Raw genomic sequence first — 21,373 nt, 5'->3', positions numbered from 1 at the left:
TAAATATTGTAAATTAAAAAAGACTGTAGGCAAACTCGAAATTTTTCGAGTTTGTCTACAGTCTGAATCCCGTTGTGTTTCAACGGGATTTTCTTCATTATTCGCCTTTAAAAATTGGCTTTCTTTTTTCTAAAAAGGCTTGAATGCCTTCACGGTGATCCTTTGTGTTTCTCATTGCATACTGTCCGTGTTTTTCTAATTCTAATATTTTTTCAAGCTCTGGTAAGTGCATTTGATTGTAGATAGACTTTGTTTGAATCATGGCAAGCACAGGTTTCTTTTTCCACTTTTTCACCTTATGGATGACCGCTGTTTGCAGTTCTTCCTCTGCAACCTCATCAATTAATCCAATATGTAGAGCTTCTCCTGGTGATAATGGCTTCCCTTCCCAAATTAAATGTTTTGCTCTAGCTTCGCCAAGTCTTTTTTCAAGGAAGAAATGTGCACCTCCGTCAGGAATTAGACCGATGCCAATAAAGTTCATTGCTAATCTTGATTGTCGATCGGCGATAATGTAATCAGCACCTAACGCAAAGCTTAATCCAAGCCCCGCAGCTGGTCCATTGATTGCACTGATTACTAGTTTTGGTAATAAGTAGAGCGTTTTCATTATTTCTGAAATAAGTTCCATCACCGGTGCAAAAGCACTTTCATCAGTGGAACTTAACATTGTTTTTATATCTCCTCCAGCTGAAAAGCTGCGTCCACTACCAGACAATACAAGGATATCCACTTCATCGTTGGCAGCGACTTCTTTTAAACTATGTAAAATTTGGTTAAGCATTTCAATATCCATTGAATTCAGTGCTTCTGGGCGATTTAGAGTAAGGTAGGCTACTCGCTCATCCATATGAAGAAACACTTTTTCTACTTGTTCGATTGCCATTATAAAGCCCCCTTAGTGGTGTTTCTACTATTATATAATTATATCACTTTAAAAGAAACCGTTTTCAACAAATTAATAAGGTCATCCAAGGTTTGTTGGATGACCCTCATGTGTGTGTTCGGCATCTCCTGGTTTTATCCAGATGCGTGCCTCTTTACTAGGTTTTCGAGTTCGCTATCCCCTAGTTTTATCCAGTTGCAAACCTCTTTACTGTGTTTGCGGGTTCGCTATCCCCTAGTTTTATCCAATCTCGAACCTCTTTACCACGTTCGCGAGTTCTCCATCTCCTAGTTTTATCCAGGTGTGTGCCTCTTTACCATGTTTGCGGGTTCGATCTCTCCTAGTTTTATCCAATCTCGAACCTCTTTACACTATTTGCTGTCGAGTTCCCCTACATGTTTACTTAACTTGTGATAAATGTTCTTTCAGTTGGTCTCGCAGGGCTCTTTTCAGGAACTTTCCTACTGATGTTTTCGGGATTTCATCCATGAAGATGATGTCATCTGGCAACCACCATTTCGCAAATTGTGGCTTTAGAAACTCAAATAACTCATCCTTTGTGGTTTGGTCCTTTGCAGCATCTTTTAATACTACACATGCAACTGGCCGTTCTTGCCATCTTTCATGCGGTACTGCAATAACAGCTGCTTCAAACACTGCCTCATGGGCCATAAGTGCATTCTCAATATCAACGGAGGATATCCATTCTCCACCACTCTTGATTAAATCCTTTGTTCGATCCACAATCTTCACAATTCCATCTTCATCCACTGTGACTACATCTCCGGTATGCAACCACCCATCTCGGAACGCTTCATTTGTTCGCTCATCCCTATAATACTCATCAGCAATCCAATTTCCTCTTAACAATAGCTCTCCCATTTCTTTACCGTCATTGGCAACTTCTCCATTTGCCCCTACTACCTTCATTTCAACTAGGGGGACGATAGACCCTTGTTTCGACCGTATTTCTAATTTTTCTTCTTCGGAAAGATCATTTTGATAGCTTTTTAGACGAGATAACACAACAAGTGGTGTTGTTTCTGTCATCCCATAAGCATGGATAAACGGGATTTTGTATTTTGATTCGAACGCTTGAATGAGCCCCTTTGGTGCAGCAGAACCACCACATAAAATACGAGTTAGACTGCTTGTATCGTAGTTGCCTTGCTCTAGTTCATTAAGAAGCCCAAGCCAGATTGTTGGTACACCCGCAGTTATTGTTACCTTCTCGGAATCTATTAATTCAGCTAATACCTTTGGAGTAAAATAGGGTCCTGGCATAACGAGAGTGGTTCCAAACCACACCGCCGCAAAAGGTAATCCCCATGCATTTACATGAAACATTGGAACAACAGGCATCGCAATATCACTTTCCGTCAATCCTGAACTATCAGCTAAACCGAGTGCCATACTATGTAAGACAACTCCTCGGTTTGAATAGATAACCCCTTTCGGATTACCTGTTGTTGCAGATGTATAGCACATCCCTACCGGATCATTTTCATCAAGGCCTTTCTTAAATTGGAATGTAGGATTACCTTCATTTACAATTTTTTCATAATGATAAAGTGGTTCTAAGTTAGATTCAGGCAATTCATCCTTATCAGTCATAATGACGAACGCTTCAACTGTTTTTAATTGATCCTTAACCTTTTCTAATAATGGAAGTAGATCTTCATCAAAAAGCAGTACCTTATCTTCAGCATGATTGATGATGTAGACTATATGCGCGGGTGAAAGGCGAATATTGATGGTATGAAGAACTGCACCAATACCAGGTATCGCAAAATAAGCTTCTAGATGACGATGATGATTCCATGCTAGTGTTCCAATACGGTCCCCTTTACTGACCCCGATTTTGTCAAGGGCACTTGATAATCTCCTTGTTCGTTCACCTATCTCTTTATAAGTATGAGTTACAATACCAGCTGAAGTTCTCGAAACAACGGTTTTCTTTGGAAAATACCTCTCTGCACGCTCGAGCATTGATGATACTAGCAATGGTACATTCATCATAATCCATTCCCCCACTTCAAAATAATTTGAAAACATCAAGTTACTCTTGGTAAACTTATAGCCCCATATTTTTTGCGATTATCGTTTTCATAATTTCATTTGTCCCTGCATAAATCGCTGATACTGGTGTGTCACGATACCGTCTCGCAATCTCGTATTCCTCCATATATCCGTATCCACCATGTAGGTGCATACTTTCAGCTGCGACTTTTTTTGCCATATCGGTTAACCACCACTTTGCCATGGAAACCTTTGTCACCACATCCTTTCCTGCGATATGTTTCTCAATCAAATCATCTAAAAAGGTTCTGCCTATTTCAACTTCTGTTGCCATCTCTGCAAGTCTAAATTGAATATGTTGGAATTTACTAATCGACCTCCCAAAAGCCTCGCGCTCTTTAACATATTTCAATGTTAGCTTTAGCATTGTCTCAGCTGCAATTTGAGCGGATATTGCAACAATTAGTCGTTCTTGCTGGAGCTGCTGCATTAAGTAATAAAAGCCCTTCCCCTCGATTCCAATAAGATTTTCCGCAGGAACAAGCGCATCTTCAAAAATCAGTTCTGCCGTATCTTGTGCGTGGAGACCAACCTTATCGAGTTTCCTTCCCCGGGTAAATCCAGGGGTATCTTTTTCAATTGCTAACAAACTAATTCCTTTATGTTTTTCTTTCGGATCCGTTTTACAAACAACAACGACTAGATCCGCATGAATGCCGTTTGTTATAAATGTTTTCTGACCGTTTACAATGTAATGGTCACCTTTCTTTATAGCAGTCGTTTTAATCCCAGCCAAATCCGAACCAGCACCTGGCTCTGTCATCGCTATCGCTGTAATCATTTCACCTGATATACATGTTGGCAGCCATTTTTGTTTTTGTTCCTCTGTGCCATACTCATTTAAATAAGGGACCACGATATCACTATGAAGACCTATTCCTTTCATGCTTGCGCCAACTCGTTCAAGCTCTTCGTTAATGACGACAGTATAGCCAAAATCAGCATTATGGCCTCCATATTTTTCATCAACCCATGGACATAAAAAGCCATTCTCTCCCATTTTTGTCCAAAAAGAACGAGGGATTATCCCGTTTTTTTCCCAATCGTTATAAAAGGGATATGCTTCTTTTTCAAGAAACTTTTGAAAGGCATCACGAAATATATGATGCTCGTCTTGTAAATAACGTGCGGTCATTATTATCCCTCCTAGTAATAAGGGTTTGTTTTTATCAATGTATGTTTCATGACGGGTAAATATAATGTGGTATTTTTGTGGAAGTCTTGTCTAATAGAAACAAATTAGAAAGCGTTTACATTTTAATAAAAAGGAGTCTGTTTAACTTTATGAGTTCCAGTACTTGAATAATTCCTCATTATAAGAAAAATCCTCCTTTTTGAAAAGAAAAAAAGACCTAATTCCCACATTTTAAGTTTTAAGTATAAAAAAATACCTATAGATAAAACACAATTTTTCGAGTGTCCTATCTGTAGGTTCCATATTTAAAAGTAAATATTCATATTATATATACTCCTATAAAGAATTAGTAATAGAGTTTTGACAAGCACCTGCCGAATTTGAAATATTGCGGATTAACCCCTCTACAAGAGATGGTACCTCTTCGAAAGCACTCTTCATATGAAGGCGTTCCGTTCGTTTGTGGGCATCTTTGCCGAATGGGCCGACATTTAATACAGGTGCCTGGAGTTGTTTCATTTCCTCAAATGGGATGCTGTAGTTTCCACCCCAAACCGGTGTATTGGAGATGAAAGAAGTCCAGCCATCGCCTTCTTCCTTGTAGTTCACGTAACTAAGATCGCTAATGCCATTGAAATAGTGAACTTGCTTTACTGGTAATGCAAACTTCTCCATGCTTTGTGACTTGACATAATCTACACATTCAATGATAAAGTCACAATCAGACGAATTTACCGCAGGATAATATGGAGGTGCATAGAGTAAAACCATCGCCGGTGAAAGCTCTTGACACTCAATCATCAGTGAATCAACAATTTGGAAGGATTTATCACGATCACTCCACTTGTTATTCCCGAGAATCTCGGTCTTAACTGATTCAACAAAGTCTTGGCCAAGTTTCCGAATAGCGTAATCTAGTAGTTCCTCAAAGCGGTAAACCCGAATTTCTCCTACAGGCTTCACACCCTGAGTGGAACAGATTTTTTGATAGTCTTCGTTACAAGATTTTGCAGCATCTCTAGCAATTCCTTCAAAAATATCCATAATTTCTGCTGCATTTCGTTTCATTAAAAACACGTTGTACAGCGCGACTGCACGGAATGGCGTCTGGGTTGAGTACTCCATTTTCAAATCCTTTTGCTGCAGCGTCACAGGTAGTGGAGTCTTCTCCCCCATCACCGTTTCCTGAAGCTTGGGGTTCCACTCCATTTCCTTTGTCATGAACGAAGCAATGTAGTTTGCGGTAATACCACTAAGTGGTTCACCTACGTGGGTTTCCCGTCCGTAAAAAAACACAGACGGCATAATTTTTCCGATAGACCCTGAGTAAATATAATAATTAGGGTCACCTGGTTGCTGACTAAATACCGGCTCCCCGTTTAAGAAAAGCTTATAATTGAGGTCATGTTTTTCACGCATTTCTACTAACTTCAACACAGCTGCTCGCATTCCCGAAGAATTAACCTCTTCATCTGGGACTGTTAATAGAACAAGATTAATTGGCCATTTTTCTGTAGTAGCCTTTTCAATTACCCCCATATGCATGACAAGTCCCATTTTCATATCCATCGTTCCTCGTCCAAACAAATACTCACCAGACAGAAGATCCTTTTGTGCATCCTCAGGCAAGCTGTCAATTCTGCTATGAAGCAATTGTGTTAATTCCTCTGGACGAAATGCAAATTCCTCTATATCACCGTATTCCTCCGTAAAAACTGTATCAAAATGGCTAATAAGTACAATTGTTTCCGCTGCTACAGGGTGTTTGTATAAAGCGGTTACAAATCTTCTACCAAGATCCGCATCATGAAGACCAAGATGAGATGGATTCTCTTGAAAGTATGGTAAATTTTTCAGTTTTTCTGAAACTTTAGCGGGGAAATCCCTTTCTCCCGCTGTGAGTGTTCTGCTATCCCAACTAACGACCTCGCATAACAATTGGCGAAGCGCTTCTTTTGTTCCCCATTGATATTCTGTCATTTCCTTCTAACCCCTTTTAAATTATTGTATTTGCATTTGTATTTGTATACAATAAACATGTAAAAAAATGACTTTTGGTTTTAAAATGTGCAAGAAGCTCCAGTATGTATCTCTTTAACTAGAGCGTCTTAGCCGTGATATTTACTCTTCTTTAGTAGTAAGACCAAGTCGATTCGATATATTTTTTATATGATTAGCCATGCATGTTGCTGCTTCTTCTGGGTCTTTTCTTTCTAGAGCGGTTATAATTTGAAAATGTTCTTCAATGGCTTCAGTCGCACTCATTCGTAACGTATTCGTTAAAATTATATACCTTTGCATCTGAATGCGAAGAGAATTAATAAATTCCTTTAATTTATGATTATTTGTGAACTCGGCGAGATAGCTGTGAAATTGGGTATCCAAATTAATGAATTGGCTATAATTCTTTTCGACGATACTTTCCCGTTGTTGATTACATATCTCTTTTAAAAATTCTAACTGCTTAGCATTAATGGTTATACAGGCCAGTTTAGCTGCTAATGGTTCCAGCGATTCTCTCAAAACCTGATAGTCTTGTGCTTCTTCTATTGAAATTGCTCGAACTCTAGTTTGTTTGTTTAATTCCATCTCAACCAGACCTTCATATACTAGCCTTTTTAAAGCCGTACGAATTGGGGTCCGGCTTATCCCCAGTTTTTCTCCTAAATGCTCTTCTGTTAAATACTCCAAAGGTTTTATTTCATTATTGATAATGGCATTTTTAATCACATCATAAGCTTGATCAGATAATGAACCAGCAGATTTCAGTTTTTGCATCATAATCCCCTTTTTCAGTTAAAACGTTCCTTTTACCATACTTCATCGTATTAAAACTTTTCTACTGTTCTTTTTTTCATAATGCTATCCATAAAAAGCTCTAATCTGTCTAAGGCTTCTTGGAGCATTTCCATAGAGGCTGCATAAGAAATTCTGATAAATCCTTCACCAAACTCGGTAAATCCATTACCCGGAACAACGGCAACTTTTCCTTCTTGTAATAGCTTCAAAGAAAAATTCTCTGAATCCATATTTGTCCTTTTTATTGAAGGAAAAACATAAAAAGCACCTTCTGGTTTTATAACATCAAGTCCCATCTTCATTAAACGGTCACAAACATAATCTCTTCTTTTCCTGTACTCTACAGCCATTTCATTTGCATCATTTATTCCATTTGTTAGTGCTTCAATTGCTGCATACTGGCTAATTGTGCTTGCACAAACTGAATTATAAAGATGAACTTTTAGCATTTCTTCAGATAAATAGGCTGGTGCAAAGGTAAAACCAATTCTCCACCCTGTCATCGAATGAGACTTAGCAAGACCGTTAATGACAATTGTCTTTTCCCTCATTCCAGGGACAGCGGCAATAGAATTATGCTTTTGGTCAAAAGTCAGTTCACTGTAAATTTCATCTGAAACTACGAAAATATCCTTTTCCTCTAGAAGACTAGCAATTTCATTCAAATTTTGTTCATCTAACACGCTTCCTAATGGATTAGATGGAGAGCAAAGAACCAAACAGCGAGTTTTTTCCGTAAGTTTGCTTTTAATTAAATCAGCATTAATCTTAAATTGATCCTGCGTCACATCAATATATACTGGAACAGCGCCGCATAATTTGATGAGCGGTTCGTAACCTGGATAGATAGGAACTGGAAGAAGGACTTCGTCTCCCTCTCTCAAAATAGTACGAAAGGCTGTATCAATTGCCTCAGTAGCCCCGTTCGTTACAATGATTTCCGTTTCGGCATCATATTGAAGACCGTATTTATGATTCACAAAGTCACTTGCAGCTTGTCTAAGGTCGATTAACCCTGCGTTATGAGTATATGCTGTTAAATTCTGTCTTATTGCTGAAATCCCTGCTTCTTTTATATGCTCAGGAGTGCTAAAATCAGGCTGTCCAAGAGTTAGGTTAATCGCATCAGGATAATCGGCAACCATATTAGAAAATTTTCTTATACTGGGAACCTGAATATCCGTAACCCTTTTATTCAATATAATATCCATCATTATCCCCCTTTTTACTGTTACGCGTGAATAGTAATAATCCTTAAATAGGAGTCGCACTCACTTCATGTTGAACCTTTTCTAAATTCTCAAGTCAGATTTCGCTAGCCTCAATTACCTTCATGGAACTTCGCTACCTATTTCCTTCGTTTTCCTACCTTTCAGGGTAGACTACCGCAATGATTTCCATTTCTTCATCATTCGGATTTTCTATTCCATGACCATGGCCAACTTCCATCATGCACGCATCGCCTGCTTTGACAGCAATGCGTTCTTGGTTATTCCTAATGAAAAAGCCCTTCCCTTTCGTCACATAGTAAACTTCGGCTTCACCATGATGTTCATGGAACCCAATTATTGTTTGTGGTTTCAAAACAACCTTGGCAAAAAGAGAAACATTACCCATCGTTTCAGCTGAACCAAAGATTTCATATAACTCAATGGTGCCTTCTCCTCCACGTGGATTTTCAATAATCATTTTTTTCTCTGTTTTTCTAATCAATCGATTCACCTACTATCTGAACAATGCTGGCATAAATGTTGAAATAGCTGGAACAAATATAATCAACATTACAAAAATAATTAAAATTCCAATTATATGTAGTACATATGGGAATGTATGCTCAATTCCCATTTTACGATCAGTGATACTACATCCGGCAATTAAGGACAGACCAACTGGCGGTGTCACATTTGCTAACGCAAAGTTCATGCACAATACCATTCCGAAGTGAATTGGGTCAATGCCATACTGCATCGCAATCGGCATAAAAATCGGACTCAACAATATAATTAATGAGGTTACTTCAGTAAGCGTACCTAAAATGAACAGAATTAATGAAACAACCAATAAGAATTGAAGTGGAGTATGGGCATACTGTAAGAAGAATTCTGAAATCATTGCAGGGATTTGATTTGTTGTCAACACATATGTAAATGCGTTCGCAACGGAAATAATAATTAATATTGTTGCTGATGTCGAAGCTGAACTGACCATGATTTGCTTAAACTTTTTATACGTTAATTCTTTATAAAACAAGGACAAAATAAAGCCATATACTACCGCAACAACAGCTGCTTCGGTTGCTGTGACAAGTCCACTAAATATCCCAGTAAGAATAAATACTGGAGTCATTAGCGGGAAGAACGCTTCCTTACAAATGTTTAAAAATTCTTTTCCACTTATTTTTTCTTGGTGGATGACCCCAAAGTTTTTATGTTTAGACATAAAGGAAACATAGATACATAAAAGAATAACAAGTATAATACCAGGTAAAAATCCGGCAAGAAACAAATCTCCAATGGAGATATTAGCTGTTATGCCAAGGATAACCATTGTTATACTTGGAGGAATAATTAATCCTAAGACACCCGACGGACCAACGATACTTGCAATAAAGCCTCTGCTGTAGTTTTGTTCTTTCATACGAGGCACAATAACAGACCCTACAGCATATGTTGTCGCAACAGTTGAACCTGACACGGCACCAAATAAGGCACTAGTAACAACTGCCGTCATCCCAAGTCCCCCTGGCAACTTCCCAACTAGAGCATTTGCTAATCCCATCAAACGTTTCGTTAAACCACCTTTACCCATGATGTTTCCTGCTAGGATAAATAACGGGAGGGCAAGATATGAGAAGTTGTTAACACCAGCAAACATTCGCTGCACCATCATTTCTAATGACACATCGGTTAATACCAGCATACCAATCGTTACAATACCCATCGTAAACGCAATTGGCATACCTAGAAAAAGGAAGAAAAAGAAAAGTGCTAAAATCGTAATGATCATCATAATTCAACAATTCCTCCTTTTTTAGAAGAATCAAACATATTAAGTATGATGAAATAGATGGAAAAGATCGAACTTATCGGTATCATGATATAAAATAGGCCCATAGGTATCGTTAATGTAGAAGATGTCGAGCCCCATGCTAATATAGAAAGTCGGAATCCATAGACCATCAATACACCGAAAAAGAGGATCATAGTGGAGTGAATAAATATACCAACCTTCTTGCTAATACTTTTTGGCATCATATCAACTAAGAAGTCGACAGATAAATGTATCTTTTCATACATGGCTAAACTACATCCCAAAAATGTTAGCCAAATAACCATCAGTCTTGCCAATTCTTCTGTTCCAGGTAATGAAATTCCAACATATCTTGAGATAACCTGTATAAAAACAATAGCTGTTAAGCCCGTAATCATAATCATACAAAGCGTAGACAACAACTTAACAAGTATATTGGTTAATTTAATAATCATAGAATGGCTCCTTTAGTTAATACTTTTTCCTATGGAAAATAATTCTCCCTGTTCAGATCTTTATGACCCAAACAGAGAGAAGGTTAATCCTTAATATCCAGAAGCTGCTCTGTAAATGTCCATTAGCTCAGAACCAAATACTTCTTTTTCCCATTTGTCATAGACTGGTAGCATCGCTTCACGGAATGCTTTCTTATCAACATTATCATTGACCTTCATTCCACGTTCTTCGAGTGTGTCAATGTATTCTTGTTCTTTAGAATCATTTACAGTTCGGACTTCCTTAGAAATTCTATCTGCTTCTGCTAGAATAATTTCTTGATCTTCTGCTGAGATTTTTTCCCAAACATCAGTATCAACAACCATCATTACTGTATTGTAGAAGTGACCAGAAAGTGATAGATATTCTTGAACTTCGTCAAACTTAGCAGCTACAATATTAGAAAGTGGGTTTTCTTGTGCATCGACTGTACCTTGCTGCAATGCACCATATAGTTCGCTGAATGCCATAACAGTCGGAAGTGCCCCAACTTCTTCAAAAGTGTCTACACGAAGTTCTGTTTCAGCCACACGAATTGACACACCTTCCATGTCTTCTGGCTTAACAATTGGCTTCTTGTTATTTGTAATGTGTCTAAAGCCCCATTCAAGATAACCAATTTTTGTCATACCTTCTTCTTTCATCACATTTCCTAGGTATTCACCAAATTCACCATCATATGCAGCACGTGCATGTTCAGCATCTGCCCACATGTATGGTAAATCCTCTATCGCCATTGTCTTATTTAGGTTTTGCATAGAACCAATCATGATTGCACCTGATCCCATGGTTCCTAATTTTATTTGCTCTAACATTTCTACTTCGGAACCTAACTGACTGTTTGGGAAAACTTTGAACGCGACTCGTCCCTCTGTTTGTTCCTCGACATTCGCAGCCATTTCGTTTATTAATTCGGCAGCAGGAGTACCTTCAGACAATGCATGTCCAAGTTGTATTGTCGTAGGTTCAGCCCCACCACCTTCACCATTCGATTTTTCAGCATTACTGCTACAGCCAACAAGAATAAAAGCAAATAATACCGACAAGCATAAAAATGATATAATTTTGTTCACTTTTTTGACCTCCTTTTAATATTTTTTATATTTCATAGTTTTCCAACACATCAATTTGCCTTTACATTGTTGGATACATATTAGACAATATTCCCACTTAATGTAACTGCTTTCATTTTGTGATAGCCAACTATAGAAAACAACAAGGATTAAATATCCCTCTTATTATTTATTTATTCAAAATACTTCGAATAACAGGCTTTGTGTACCAAGGAACAACCATGTGAAGATGTTTGCAAGTATTTAAATAAAGTCTACTAAATTACCAATATATCAATATAAGTATACGGTGTACTGTATACAGTATACCGTATACACTGTTTGTTAAACTTAGTTATAAATATACGTTATATAAAAATTGACGTCAATATAATTGTATAAAAAATTAAAATATTCTATCTTATATAAATATTTGCCCTAGTGGTCCCCTTATTGGCACCACGTTATCTTTATATTAAAAAACAAATTCCCGTTTACATTAACCTAAAACTTTACTAATTTTTTCAATTGCCCAATCTAATTCCTCTTTGCTAATTACTAATGGAGGAGCAAAACGCATAACGGTATCATGAGTTTCTTTACATAAAAGCCCCACTTCTTTTAATGCTTCACAATATCTGCGGGCAGGCTGTGTAAGCTCGACACCGATAAAGAGGCCGCGACCACGAACTTGTTTAATAATTGGATTATTGATTTCATTTAACTTCTCCATGAAATACTCACCAAGTTCAAGAGAACGATCTGCTAGTCTTTCGTCAATTAGTACATTCATAGAAGCAACTGATACAGCACATGCCATTGGGTTTCCACCGAATGTTGATCCGTGTGATCCAGGATTAAATACGCCAAGTATGTCTTTGCTAGCAACTACACAAGAAATCGGGAATACCCCGCCACCTAGTGCTTTTCCTAAGATAAACATATCAGGATTGACATCTTCCCAGTCACATGCAAACATTTTACCCGTTCGAGCTAATCCGGCTTGAATTTCGTCGGCAATAAAGAGAACATTGTTTTCTTTACATAATTCTGATGCATTCTTTAAGAATCCTTCGGGTGGAATCACAATTCCAGCTTCACCTTGGATAGGCTCAACTAGGAAAGCTGCTGTATTTGTCGTAATAGCTTTTTTCAAAGCTTCTAAGTCACCAAAAGGGATTAGTTTAATACCTGGCAACATTGGACCAAATCCTCGTTGATATTCTGCTTCAGAGGAAAGTGACACAGCCGTCATAGTTCGACCATGAAAATTACCCACACACGCAATAATCTCAGCCTGATTTTCAGCTATACCTTTTACATCATATGCCCAGCGGCGTGCAGCTTTAATCGCCGTTTCAACAGCTTCAGCCCCTGTATTCATAGGTAGAGCCATTTCTTTCTTTGTTAATTTACAAATCATTTCATACCACGGGCCAAGCTGGTCATTATGAAATGCACGAGAGGTTAATGTCACACGATCAGCCTGATCCTTTAACGCCTGAATGATTTTTGGGTGGCGATGCCCCTGATTAACTGCAGAATAAGCACTTAACATATCCATATATTTATTGCCTTCAGGATCTTCCACCCATACTCCTTCAGCTTTTGAAATTACAACCGGAAGCGGGTTATAATTGTGTGCACCAAATTTTTCAGATTGCTCTATTAATGTTTGTGATTTTCTTGTTTGTGTTATCATATTTATCCCTCCCTACGAGATCTTGAGTGTAATAGAAAGTATTTGGTTAAGTACGCTTTCTTAGTACATTTCAGAGGTTGTTTTTGCTTGCATATGCAACTGAATGTAGTCAGGGCCGCCTGCTTTTGAATCTGTTCCTGACATATTGAATCCACCAAAAGGCTGGTAGCCAACAATTGCACCCGTACAACCACGGTTAAAGTAAAGGTTACCTACATGGAAATCTTCACGTGCTTTTTGGATGTTGACACGGTTGTTTGTAATTACCGCACCTGTTAATCCGTATTCCGTGTCATTCGCAATTTCAATGGCATGATCGAAATCCTTAGCTTTTGTGAAACCGACTACTGGTCCAAAGATTTCTTCCTTCATGATACGTGCATCTGGGGTAAGGTCAGCGAATACCGTCGGCTTAATGAAGAATCCTTTGGAGCTGTCTCCTTCTCCACCTGTCATTAGCTTTCCTTCTTTTTTACCAATTTCAATATAGCTCATGATTTTATCAAATGCATTTTGGTCAATCACTGTTGCCATGTAATTACGATAATCTGCTGGATCCCCTTGTGTTAATTCATTTGTTAATTCAACAACGCGGCTTAGCACTTCGTCATATACATCTTCGACAATAATTGCACGGGAACATGCTGAACATTTTTGTCCAGAGAAACCAAACGCTGAAGACACAATAGATTGAGATGCTAATTCAAGATCGGCTTCTTTATCTACAACGATTGTGTCTTTACCGCCCATTTCAGCGATTACACGTTTAATCCAGATTTGGCCGTCATTCAATTTAGATGCGCGTTCATTGATACGTAGTCCAACGTCACGAGAACCTGTGAATGAAATGAAACGAGTATCTTTATGATCAACTAAATAATCCCCAACTTCAGAACCGTTTCCTGGGACAAAATTAAGAACACCTGCAGGAAGACCTGCTTCTTCCATCACTTCAACAAATTTCGCTGCCACAATAGGAGTTGTTGATGCTGGTTTTAATAGAACAGTATTGCCAGCAACAATTGCGGCTACAGTTGTTCCAGCCATGATGGCAAGCGGGAAGTTCCAAGGTGAAATGATAACACCAACACCTAATGGAATATAGTCATAACGATTAAATTCATTAGGACGGCTGTTTACTTTAACACCATCTTTGATCCTTAGCATTTCCCTACCGTAAAATTCAAGAAAGTCAATAGCTTCAGCTGTATCAGCATCTGCTTCTCTCCATGGCTTTCCTGCTTCTTTAGTAAGTAAAGCAGAAAACTCATGTTTACGGCGGCGAATGATTGCAGCTGCTTTAAATAATACGTCCGCACGTGTTTCCGCTGATACCTTTTTCCATGTTTTAAAAGCCTCCACAGCCACTTGCATAGCCTTTTCAGCTAACTCACGATTTGCTTTTGATACGCGTCCAACGACTTCTTCTTTATTAGCTGGATTAATTGATATAATTTTATCGTCAGTAGTAATTCGCTCTTCCCCGATTAATAAATCATAATCTTGGCCTAAGTAACTTTCTACTGTTTGTAACCCCTTTTTGTATGCGTCTTGATTAGCCACGATTGAAAAATCTGTAAATGCTTCATGTTTATATGGTTGTACCATCTCTTCATCCCCCATGTAATTTTTTGGTCAATATACATTAATGCAAGATATGTGCCAACTTTACAAACACATTAAGACAACGTTATTAAAATTTTTAGAGCAAATTTATTTTGCTACGCTAATTTTTTTTGCTCCTTACCGCAAATAATTTTTGCGTTTTTACTTCAATTTACACAGATATTATAGCTGAGTTGATCAATCGAACTTGACATGGAAAACAGCAATAAAACTCAGTAAATCTAAAAATCAATAAAAAGATACCATTGAGAAAAGGTTTACACGTTACCTGAGGATTCATTTCAACTTTGAACGAAAAAAAAGAGGCATAGTTTCCTATACCCCTTTTGCTACTCCAAACAAATCGTTTAAAATATCGATTTTTTTGTTCGTGTATTCAATAAAATGATCATTGTAGGATTTCGGATCCTTCGGGTTTGCAAACTGAGTAATCTTCCCTGTCACAGGATCAATAAATTTGCTAGCTGCTCCACAGCCTAAGCCAATGATTGTTTGCATTTCTTCCATAATCATAATATTGTAGATACTCTCTTGTCCTGGTAGTGAATAGCCAACATTCTCTAAGTTCCCAAGTATGTTCTTCATTCGATATAAATAATATGGGACATACCCGTGTTCCTTTGTCCAGGTTGAAGCATTATTCATCATCTCTGTAATTTCTTCACGACCGGCAACCTTATATTTTTTCTTGTTTCGTGTCATTTCAGATGCACGCTTAAAGGATAAAGTATGAACGGTTAACGACTCCGGCATAAGCTTTTCTGTTTCTGAAAGGGTATAATTGAACTCTTCTACCCCTTCACCCGGAAGGCCAATGATTAAGTCCATGTTGATATTGTTCATCCCCATATTTCGTGCAAGATGAAACTTTTCAACGGTTTCTTCAACCGTGTGGTGACGGCCAATCGCTTTTAGTGTTTCCTGTATATAGGACTGCGGGTTAATACTGATACGGTCGATATTCCACTTTTTTAGGACGTCAAGTTTTTCCGGTGTAATCGTGTCCGGTCTTCCCGCTTCAACTGTGACTTCACGAATGTTTTTCACATTTGGGAAGGACTGGTACATTTCTTCATACAGCATGTCCATCTCTTCTGCCGTGATACTTGTTGGAGTTCCGCCACCATAATATACAGTTGTAATATGAATATCATTTTCCTTTAACCAACGCCCCATCTCACGCATCTCATAATGAAGTCCACCAAGGAAGGAATTGACTGATCCTTGTCTTCCATTGATAGCATATGCAGGGAATGTACAATAGGCACATTTTGTTGGGCAGAAAGGAATCCCAATATAAATACTTACTTCGTTTTGTAGTTGATATAAATCAGGAACCATTGTGAGTTGACGGTCGACGATTTGGCGCATTAATTCGAGTTTTTCGTCTGTAATTAAGTAATCTTCTTTCAGCTCTTTGTGTGCTACCTCATGAGATTTACCCTCTCGAATCTTTTTGTGTAACAGCTTTGTTGGGCGTATGCCAGTAAGCATTCCCCACGGCTGAGTAATACCTGTAAAATCTTGCATGACCATTACATATACATGTGAGACTGCATTTTTTATCTTTTTAAATAGTTCTTTGTCGTTCTCAAATGGAGGAAATTCCTTACGATAGCTTCCCTTAAATTCGTTGCCGGATTTGATGTCAGTCAGTATGGCATGTGTTGTTATGACAGGACTATTATATTCATATTGAAAGTCTACTAATAGCTCAGGATTTTCTAGCTCTGTTATTGAGAGTTCACTTTCTTCATAAAAAAGATTCGTGATGAGCTGTAACGGTCGCATAAACCGATCATCCTCGAGCCCCTTGAATAAAATTCGCATAATTTGTATCACCTTTTATTTTATCAAATGCGCCTTGGCGTATTTGCGCCAGATTTTTTTCGAGCTTACTCGAAAAGTTTCCATTGAAAAGTCTTGGCATCCGCCGAAGGCTTTAACTTTATATAGCAGAAGTCCTCAACTTCTGCTATATAAAGTTAAAATAGCTTACTTAAGTGTACAGAATGTACCTTTTTTAATCAATATGAGAATTTTGGGTAGTTTCTATTTCTGCATTTCTCTCAACAAAAATACCTCCACATAGCGTGGAGGCAAGCCCAACTTTATTTTTCAATCTTAATTTGTTTTAAGAAGTCAATTCTTTGCTGCTTACGGAAATGCTCTTTAATCATATAGGAGACGCCATTCATATTATTGGACCGAGTCACCCAGTCAGCAGCAAATTTCACTTCCTTCGGTGCATTCCACATTGCAACCCCTAATCCAGCAGATTCAATGATTTCAATATCATCTAGTGAATCACCAATAACAACTGTTTCATGCAAAGGAATATCTAAGTGATTAGCTAACGTTTTTAATCCATTAAGTTTAGAAACACCAAAAGGAGTAATTTCTAGCTTATGCGGTTCTGTTAGATCCACTTGAATGTCATTGAAATGCTCATTCACTGTTTCTCTAATTGTTTTCAGTTCAGTTTCACTTTGTGCATAGACCTCAATTTTAGGTGGTGCAACAGGATTGTCTGTTAAATAATCCCCAAGCGAATCGACGAACTGCATTGGATAAAAGAGTGGATCACCAGAACCAAACATTGCTTTTGCGATTAAATTGCCAGGGAATCTCACGCGATTGCCAATTGAAAACTTTTCATGTTGGAGGCGAATGCTACACTTAAAGTTTTCTAATACCTGGACAATATTAAATGTTTTCTCCTCTGAAATACGTTTTACATAAATAGGTTCATCCAGGTTATCACTGATGAATCCTCCATTATGCGTAATTAACAATGAGTTCAGCTTTAATGCTTTTGCGATTTTTTTCGTCGATGGGAAGTGACGTCTTGTTATGAGAGTCACATAAACTTCCTTTGCACGGACAAAATCGATGGCTTCCTTAGTTCCACTTTGAAGCCGACCGTTTGGACGTAGTAATGTGCCATCCACATTTATTGCTAGTAACCTATACATATAGCAGGTCCTCCTTCTCAGTTGGGCGTCCCCTATACATATGGTTATGAAAAAATGAAACTGATTAGAACAAAAGACTATTATAGAAAAATGGCCGACAATATGTGTTACTTAAAGTTTCACATATATGAGCAAAAAAAAGAACCCTCACCAAATTCGCGTGGGTTCCTAAAAAGTCTTATTGTTGATCCATACTTCCGTATAGTTCTTCAAGTGGTTTAAGCATGATTTGATTTAATTCGCCGATGACAACGCTCATTCGCTGCTCAGCTTCCATAAGTTTTGCAATTGTATCATGTTGTTGAACAAGTGCAACTTGTCTTTGAGCCTGTTCTACTTCTTCTTGTGAAATATCTTCACCCATCATTTGTTTTTGTTGAAGGGATAATTGAATGTTCCGGAAGCTTTCAAATAATTTCTTTGCACCTTCGTCATTATTCACTTGATCATATAATTGCTTTAGTTGTTTAAACTCATCACTCTCACGAATCGCCTTCTCAACACCATAAGCAACATCATATAAATTTACACCCATTTTACCTACCTCCTTTATCCAGATTTATTACGAGCAAAATGGTTCTTTTCCACTATAACAAACATTTCCATATAATTCACCCTCATCTAGAAATTAGGGAGATTATTTTAAGATATTCTATGCAGGGCGTTTTGCTTATGTTTATTGTAAAAACTGTGCAATAACCCCTTGAAAAATTCCGATGATTCCACCTAAAAGAGCACCTAAATAGGTAATCATTTTGAATTCCCGTTTAGAAATACCTAACACCATTTCCTCTAGGCGCTCTACAGAAAATGTTCCAACCTGCTCCTTTACAATTTCCTCGATTTTGAGGCTTTTCATCAATTTTTCAATACGATTTGCCACAAATTCGCCAGCCATCTCAATTCCTTTAGGAACTATCTGCTCAAGGATTCTGTCTTTGTAAGGTAGTAACACCTCATTTGCAGGTGTTTCAAGATACTTCTTAACAGGGAAGATGTTCAGAGTCTGTTCCTTTAAGAATGAAAGAATTTTTTCAAAACCTACCTGCTCGACAACTCTGTTAACCTCCCAGGCTTTCACCTTATTCCATTCTTTTTCAATTAAAGATTGTAAAAGCTCCTTTGTTCCTGGGTTAGATAGAAATTTAACAATTTCAGGTTGAATCTTATCTATTAAGCTTGTGTTTCCTAAAAACATTTGCACCATATTTCCAAGCATTCCACGGGTGGCTAGGAACTCGTCGATCATTCTTTTTAGACGATGTTTCCCTTCCTCACTTTCGAAATACTCGATACCTTTTTCTGTTATATATTCCGCAACCGCTGGAAACCTCTTTTCGATAGTTGAAAGTAGCTCCTCTGGAATGACATCGCCTATTTCCTTTTGGCCCATTTCATGTATAAGACTTTTAAATTTGGTTTCAATAAAGTTGGTTAGTTGCTCCTCTGCACGTTCATTAAGATTATGTATCCCAACTTGTCCAGCTATCTCGACAAAATTTATCTCAGTATCCAGCAGTTTAGCAACCTCTTCCTTCGCCCAGCCTTCGATGTTTGCGACAAAGCTTTCATCCTGTAATTTTTTCTTTAGGCTTTCAGGTGTTAAGAGATGCTCTACCACGGTTCTTCCCATCTGCCTTGCTAGCTCTTCCCTCCGTTTCGGGATTAATCCAGGAGTAAATGGAAGGCGTTTTCCACCAATATAGATGGCTTTATATGGCCGAAATAACATCTTGATGGCCAATGAATTCGTAACTCCTCCAATAATGGCTCCAATCACCATCATTAATACAATCATTAAAAAAACGTTCATACAGATCACCCTTTGTTAACTTAATATCAAATACGCCTTGGAGTATTTGTGCCCGATTTTTAGGCCTACAGGAAGTAGGTCATAAAGACGTTGCCACAGGAAGTGGCGTATTTAGTCTTTGATCTTACTGCTCGAAAAATTTCCTTTTAAAAATCGTGGCATCCGCCGGAGGCTAACTTTATTCAGCCAAGGGATAAATTACCACTATAATGTGTACTCCAATCTATTTCATCCCACTAATAGAAATAAAGGACTTCTACTGAATAAAGTTAATTTTTTTTCACAGTTTTTATTGTCTTTTCATACGATACGATATCAGACATTTGCCTATATATTTAAGCAAAATCGTTTTTCTTTATTGAATCATCACCTTATCAATTATAGTGTTTGAACGTCAAGTTACGCAAATGGGGTTATCATGATGACGGAAAAAATTCTTATCGAGGTGATTCCTGTTTCTGACGAGCAGGATTCCTATTTACAAATAAAAATTAGTGACATCATTATAAAGAAGTTTGGCTTACAAAAGGAACAGACAATTGAATTATACTGTAACAGGAATAGTCTTATGGTAAAAGTCGTATCTATTAATGAGAGCGAGCCTGTCATTCAATGTCCAACTTTCATATTAAAGGAATTACAGCTTCCTTCTGAGAATTTTTCAATAACGCTATTCAAGAAAGCAAATAACAAACTAGAAATGGGTCCATTTATCGGTCTATTAACGGAAGCAACTGAAAAAAACAACCTGGTATCATTTGGTTCAATCGGAGAGTTTTGCGAGGAACTGTCACTCTATGCAAGCGAAATCGGAGTACTTTTCTATGTATTCTCTTTAAATACATTTTATGACCAAAAAGGGTACATCTTTATCGATGGCATATGGAAAAAATCGGCTGTTCCTTACCCTCATGTGGTTCACAATCGGATTCACTCACGCAAGCGAGAGCAACACTCAAGTTTTATCGATTTTACAAATGAACTGCAAATGAACAATATCCCATATTTTAATGATCATTTTCTAAATAAATGGGAAGTGCGCGAAATGCTATATGAAAATGAGCATCTCCATTCTTATCTACCTGATACCATGCTTTTAACAAATAAAGATGTTCTCTTTGAAATGCTTGAAAAATATCAATGTGTTTTTGTAAAACCGGTCCATGGGAGCCAGGGGAGAAATATTTTTCGGATTCAAAAAACGGATGAAGATACGTATTTTTTAGATTATACAACGTTCTCAGGTGACATTGAGACGGTTCATCAAAGCTTCCCATCCCTCTTTCAATCCTTACTCTCAAGGCTAAAACAGCATACTTTCATCGTTCAACAATGTATTCCGCTTCTTTCTTATAAAGAAAAGCCATTGGATTTTCGCGTGCTTTGTCAAAAACAATCTAGTGAAAAATGGCAGCTAACCTCGATTGTTGCCCGTGTATCTTCAAAAGATGAATTTGTTTCTAATCTGGCAAGAGGCGGAGAAATTCAAAAGGTTCATAACGTTCTTCTAGAAAACTTTGAGATGAAAGAGATTCCGCATATTAAGAGATTAATAAAGGACTTAGCACTTGAAGTTGCTGAAATTATTGATGGAACAGCGGACGGAATATTTGCGGAATTAGGGATTGACCTAGCTCTCGATGAAACTGGAAAGCCAACCATTATAGAGGTTAATACGAAGCCATCGAAAAATCAAGAACAGGATAAATTATCGACCAAAATTCGACCAAGCGCAAAAGCGCTTCTGCAGCATTGTGTCTTCCTTTCCAACCTAAGATGAT

Annotated in this window: 17 protein-coding genes; 1 reads left to right on the top strand and 16 read right to left on the bottom strand. The window is 37.8% G+C overall.

Going from position 1 to position 21,373, the window contains the following annotated elements; all coding sequences use genetic code 11:
• Positions 1 to 97: 97 nt before the first annotated feature.
• The 16 genes from ACFSFW_RS19000 to ACFSFW_RS18925 form a co-directional block, all read right to left on the bottom strand.
• Positions 98 to 886, bottom strand: a complete 789-nt coding sequence (locus ACFSFW_RS19000) for an enoyl-CoA hydratase (RefSeq protein WP_099362474.1) — start codon at positions 884 to 886, stop codon at positions 98 to 100.
• Between the two features lie 399 nt (positions 887 to 1,285).
• Entirely contained in the window at positions 1,286 to 2,905 is a 1,620-nt protein-coding gene (locus ACFSFW_RS18995) for a long-chain fatty acid--CoA ligase (protein WP_388040552.1), read from the bottom strand.
• Between the two features lie 55 nt (positions 2,906 to 2,960).
• Complete coding sequence (locus tag ACFSFW_RS18990) at positions 2,961 to 4,100, bottom strand: acyl-CoA dehydrogenase family protein (RefSeq protein ID WP_388040550.1); 1,140 nt, start codon at positions 4,098 to 4,100, stop codon at positions 2,961 to 2,963.
• A 336-nt stretch (positions 4,101 to 4,436) separates the two neighbouring features.
• A complete protein-coding gene (locus tag ACFSFW_RS18985; RefSeq protein WP_388040548.1) occupies positions 4,437 to 6,080 on the bottom strand; it encodes a M20/M25/M40 family metallo-hydrolase in 1,644 nt (547 codons plus the stop codon).
• A gap of 141 nt (positions 6,081 to 6,221) precedes the next feature.
• Complete coding sequence (locus ACFSFW_RS18980) at positions 6,222 to 6,878, bottom strand: GntR family transcriptional regulator (protein WP_388040546.1); 657 nt, start codon at positions 6,876 to 6,878, stop codon at positions 6,222 to 6,224.
• A 50-nt stretch (positions 6,879 to 6,928) separates the two neighbouring features.
• Positions 6,929 to 8,110, bottom strand: a complete 1,182-nt coding sequence (locus ACFSFW_RS18975) for an aminotransferase A (protein WP_388040544.1) — start codon at positions 8,108 to 8,110, stop codon at positions 6,929 to 6,931.
• Between the two features lie 154 nt (positions 8,111 to 8,264).
• Positions 8,265 to 8,612, bottom strand: a complete 348-nt coding sequence (locus ACFSFW_RS18970; protein WP_388040542.1) for a cupin domain-containing protein — start codon at positions 8,610 to 8,612, stop codon at positions 8,265 to 8,267.
• Between the two features lie 12 nt (positions 8,613 to 8,624).
• Positions 8,625 to 9,908 (bottom strand): TRAP transporter large permease, encoded by a 1,284-nt coding sequence (locus tag ACFSFW_RS18965; RefSeq protein ID WP_388040540.1) that lies wholly within the window; start codon positions 9,906 to 9,908, stop codon positions 8,625 to 8,627.
• Positions 9,905 to 10,384 (bottom strand): TRAP transporter small permease, encoded by a 480-nt coding sequence (locus tag ACFSFW_RS18960; RefSeq protein ID WP_388040538.1) that lies wholly within the window; start codon positions 10,382 to 10,384, stop codon positions 9,905 to 9,907. Before ACFSFW_RS18960 ends, ACFSFW_RS18965 begins: the two co-directional genes overlap by 4 nt.
• A 90-nt stretch (positions 10,385 to 10,474) precedes the next feature.
• Positions 10,475 to 11,497, bottom strand: coding sequence for a DctP family TRAP transporter solute-binding subunit (locus ACFSFW_RS18955; RefSeq protein ID WP_388040536.1), 1,023 nt, complete (start codon positions 11,495 to 11,497; stop codon positions 10,475 to 10,477).
• A gap of 478 nt (positions 11,498 to 11,975) precedes the next feature.
• Positions 11,976 to 13,178: an ornithine--oxo-acid transaminase gene (locus ACFSFW_RS18950; protein WP_388040534.1), complete on the bottom strand. Its 1,203-nt coding sequence runs from the start codon at positions 13,176 to 13,178 to the stop codon at positions 11,976 to 11,978.
• Positions 13,179 to 13,238: 60 nt separating this feature from the next.
• The gene (gene pruA, locus ACFSFW_RS18945) at positions 13,239 to 14,786 is read right to left on the bottom strand and encodes an L-glutamate gamma-semialdehyde dehydrogenase (protein WP_388040533.1); all 1,548 of its coding nucleotides are present in this window, start codon (positions 14,784 to 14,786) and stop codon (positions 13,239 to 13,241) included.
• A gap of 333 nt (positions 14,787 to 15,119) precedes the next feature.
• The gene (locus ACFSFW_RS18940; RefSeq protein WP_388040531.1) at positions 15,120 to 16,634 is read right to left on the bottom strand and encodes a coproporphyrinogen III oxidase; all 1,515 of its coding nucleotides are present in this window, start codon (positions 16,632 to 16,634) and stop codon (positions 15,120 to 15,122) included.
• Positions 16,635 to 16,915: 281 nt separating this feature from the next.
• Entirely contained in the window at positions 16,916 to 17,779 is an 864-nt protein-coding gene (locus ACFSFW_RS18935) for a Cof-type HAD-IIB family hydrolase (protein WP_304214582.1), read from the bottom strand.
• A gap of 178 nt (positions 17,780 to 17,957) precedes the next feature.
• On the bottom strand, positions 17,958 to 18,314 hold the full coding sequence (locus tag ACFSFW_RS18930; protein WP_099362485.1) for a YlbF/YmcA family competence regulator: 357 nt from the start codon (positions 18,312 to 18,314) through the stop codon (positions 17,958 to 17,960).
• Positions 18,315 to 18,455: 141 nt separating this feature from the next.
• Complete coding sequence (locus tag ACFSFW_RS18925) at positions 18,456 to 19,592, bottom strand: DUF445 domain-containing protein (RefSeq protein WP_388040528.1); 1,137 nt, start codon at positions 19,590 to 19,592, stop codon at positions 18,456 to 18,458.
• Positions 19,593 to 20,013: 421 nt separating this feature from the next.
• Between ACFSFW_RS18925 and ACFSFW_RS18920 the strand changes: the two genes are divergently transcribed.
• Positions 20,014 to 21,372 carry a YheC/YheD family endospore coat-associated protein gene (locus ACFSFW_RS18920; protein WP_388040526.1) on the top strand — a complete coding sequence of 453 codons (1,359 nt, stop codon included), beginning with the start codon at positions 20,014 to 20,016 and terminating at the stop codon, positions 21,370 to 21,372.
• The last annotated feature ends 1 nt before the right edge of the window (position 21,373 follow it).

The organism is Ferdinandcohnia salidurans, assembly GCF_042680725.1.
GTDB lineage: Bacteria > Bacillota > Bacilli > Bacillales > Bacillaceae_L > Ferdinandcohnia > Ferdinandcohnia salidurans.
This window is presented reverse-complemented; position numbering and strand designations above follow the sequence as displayed.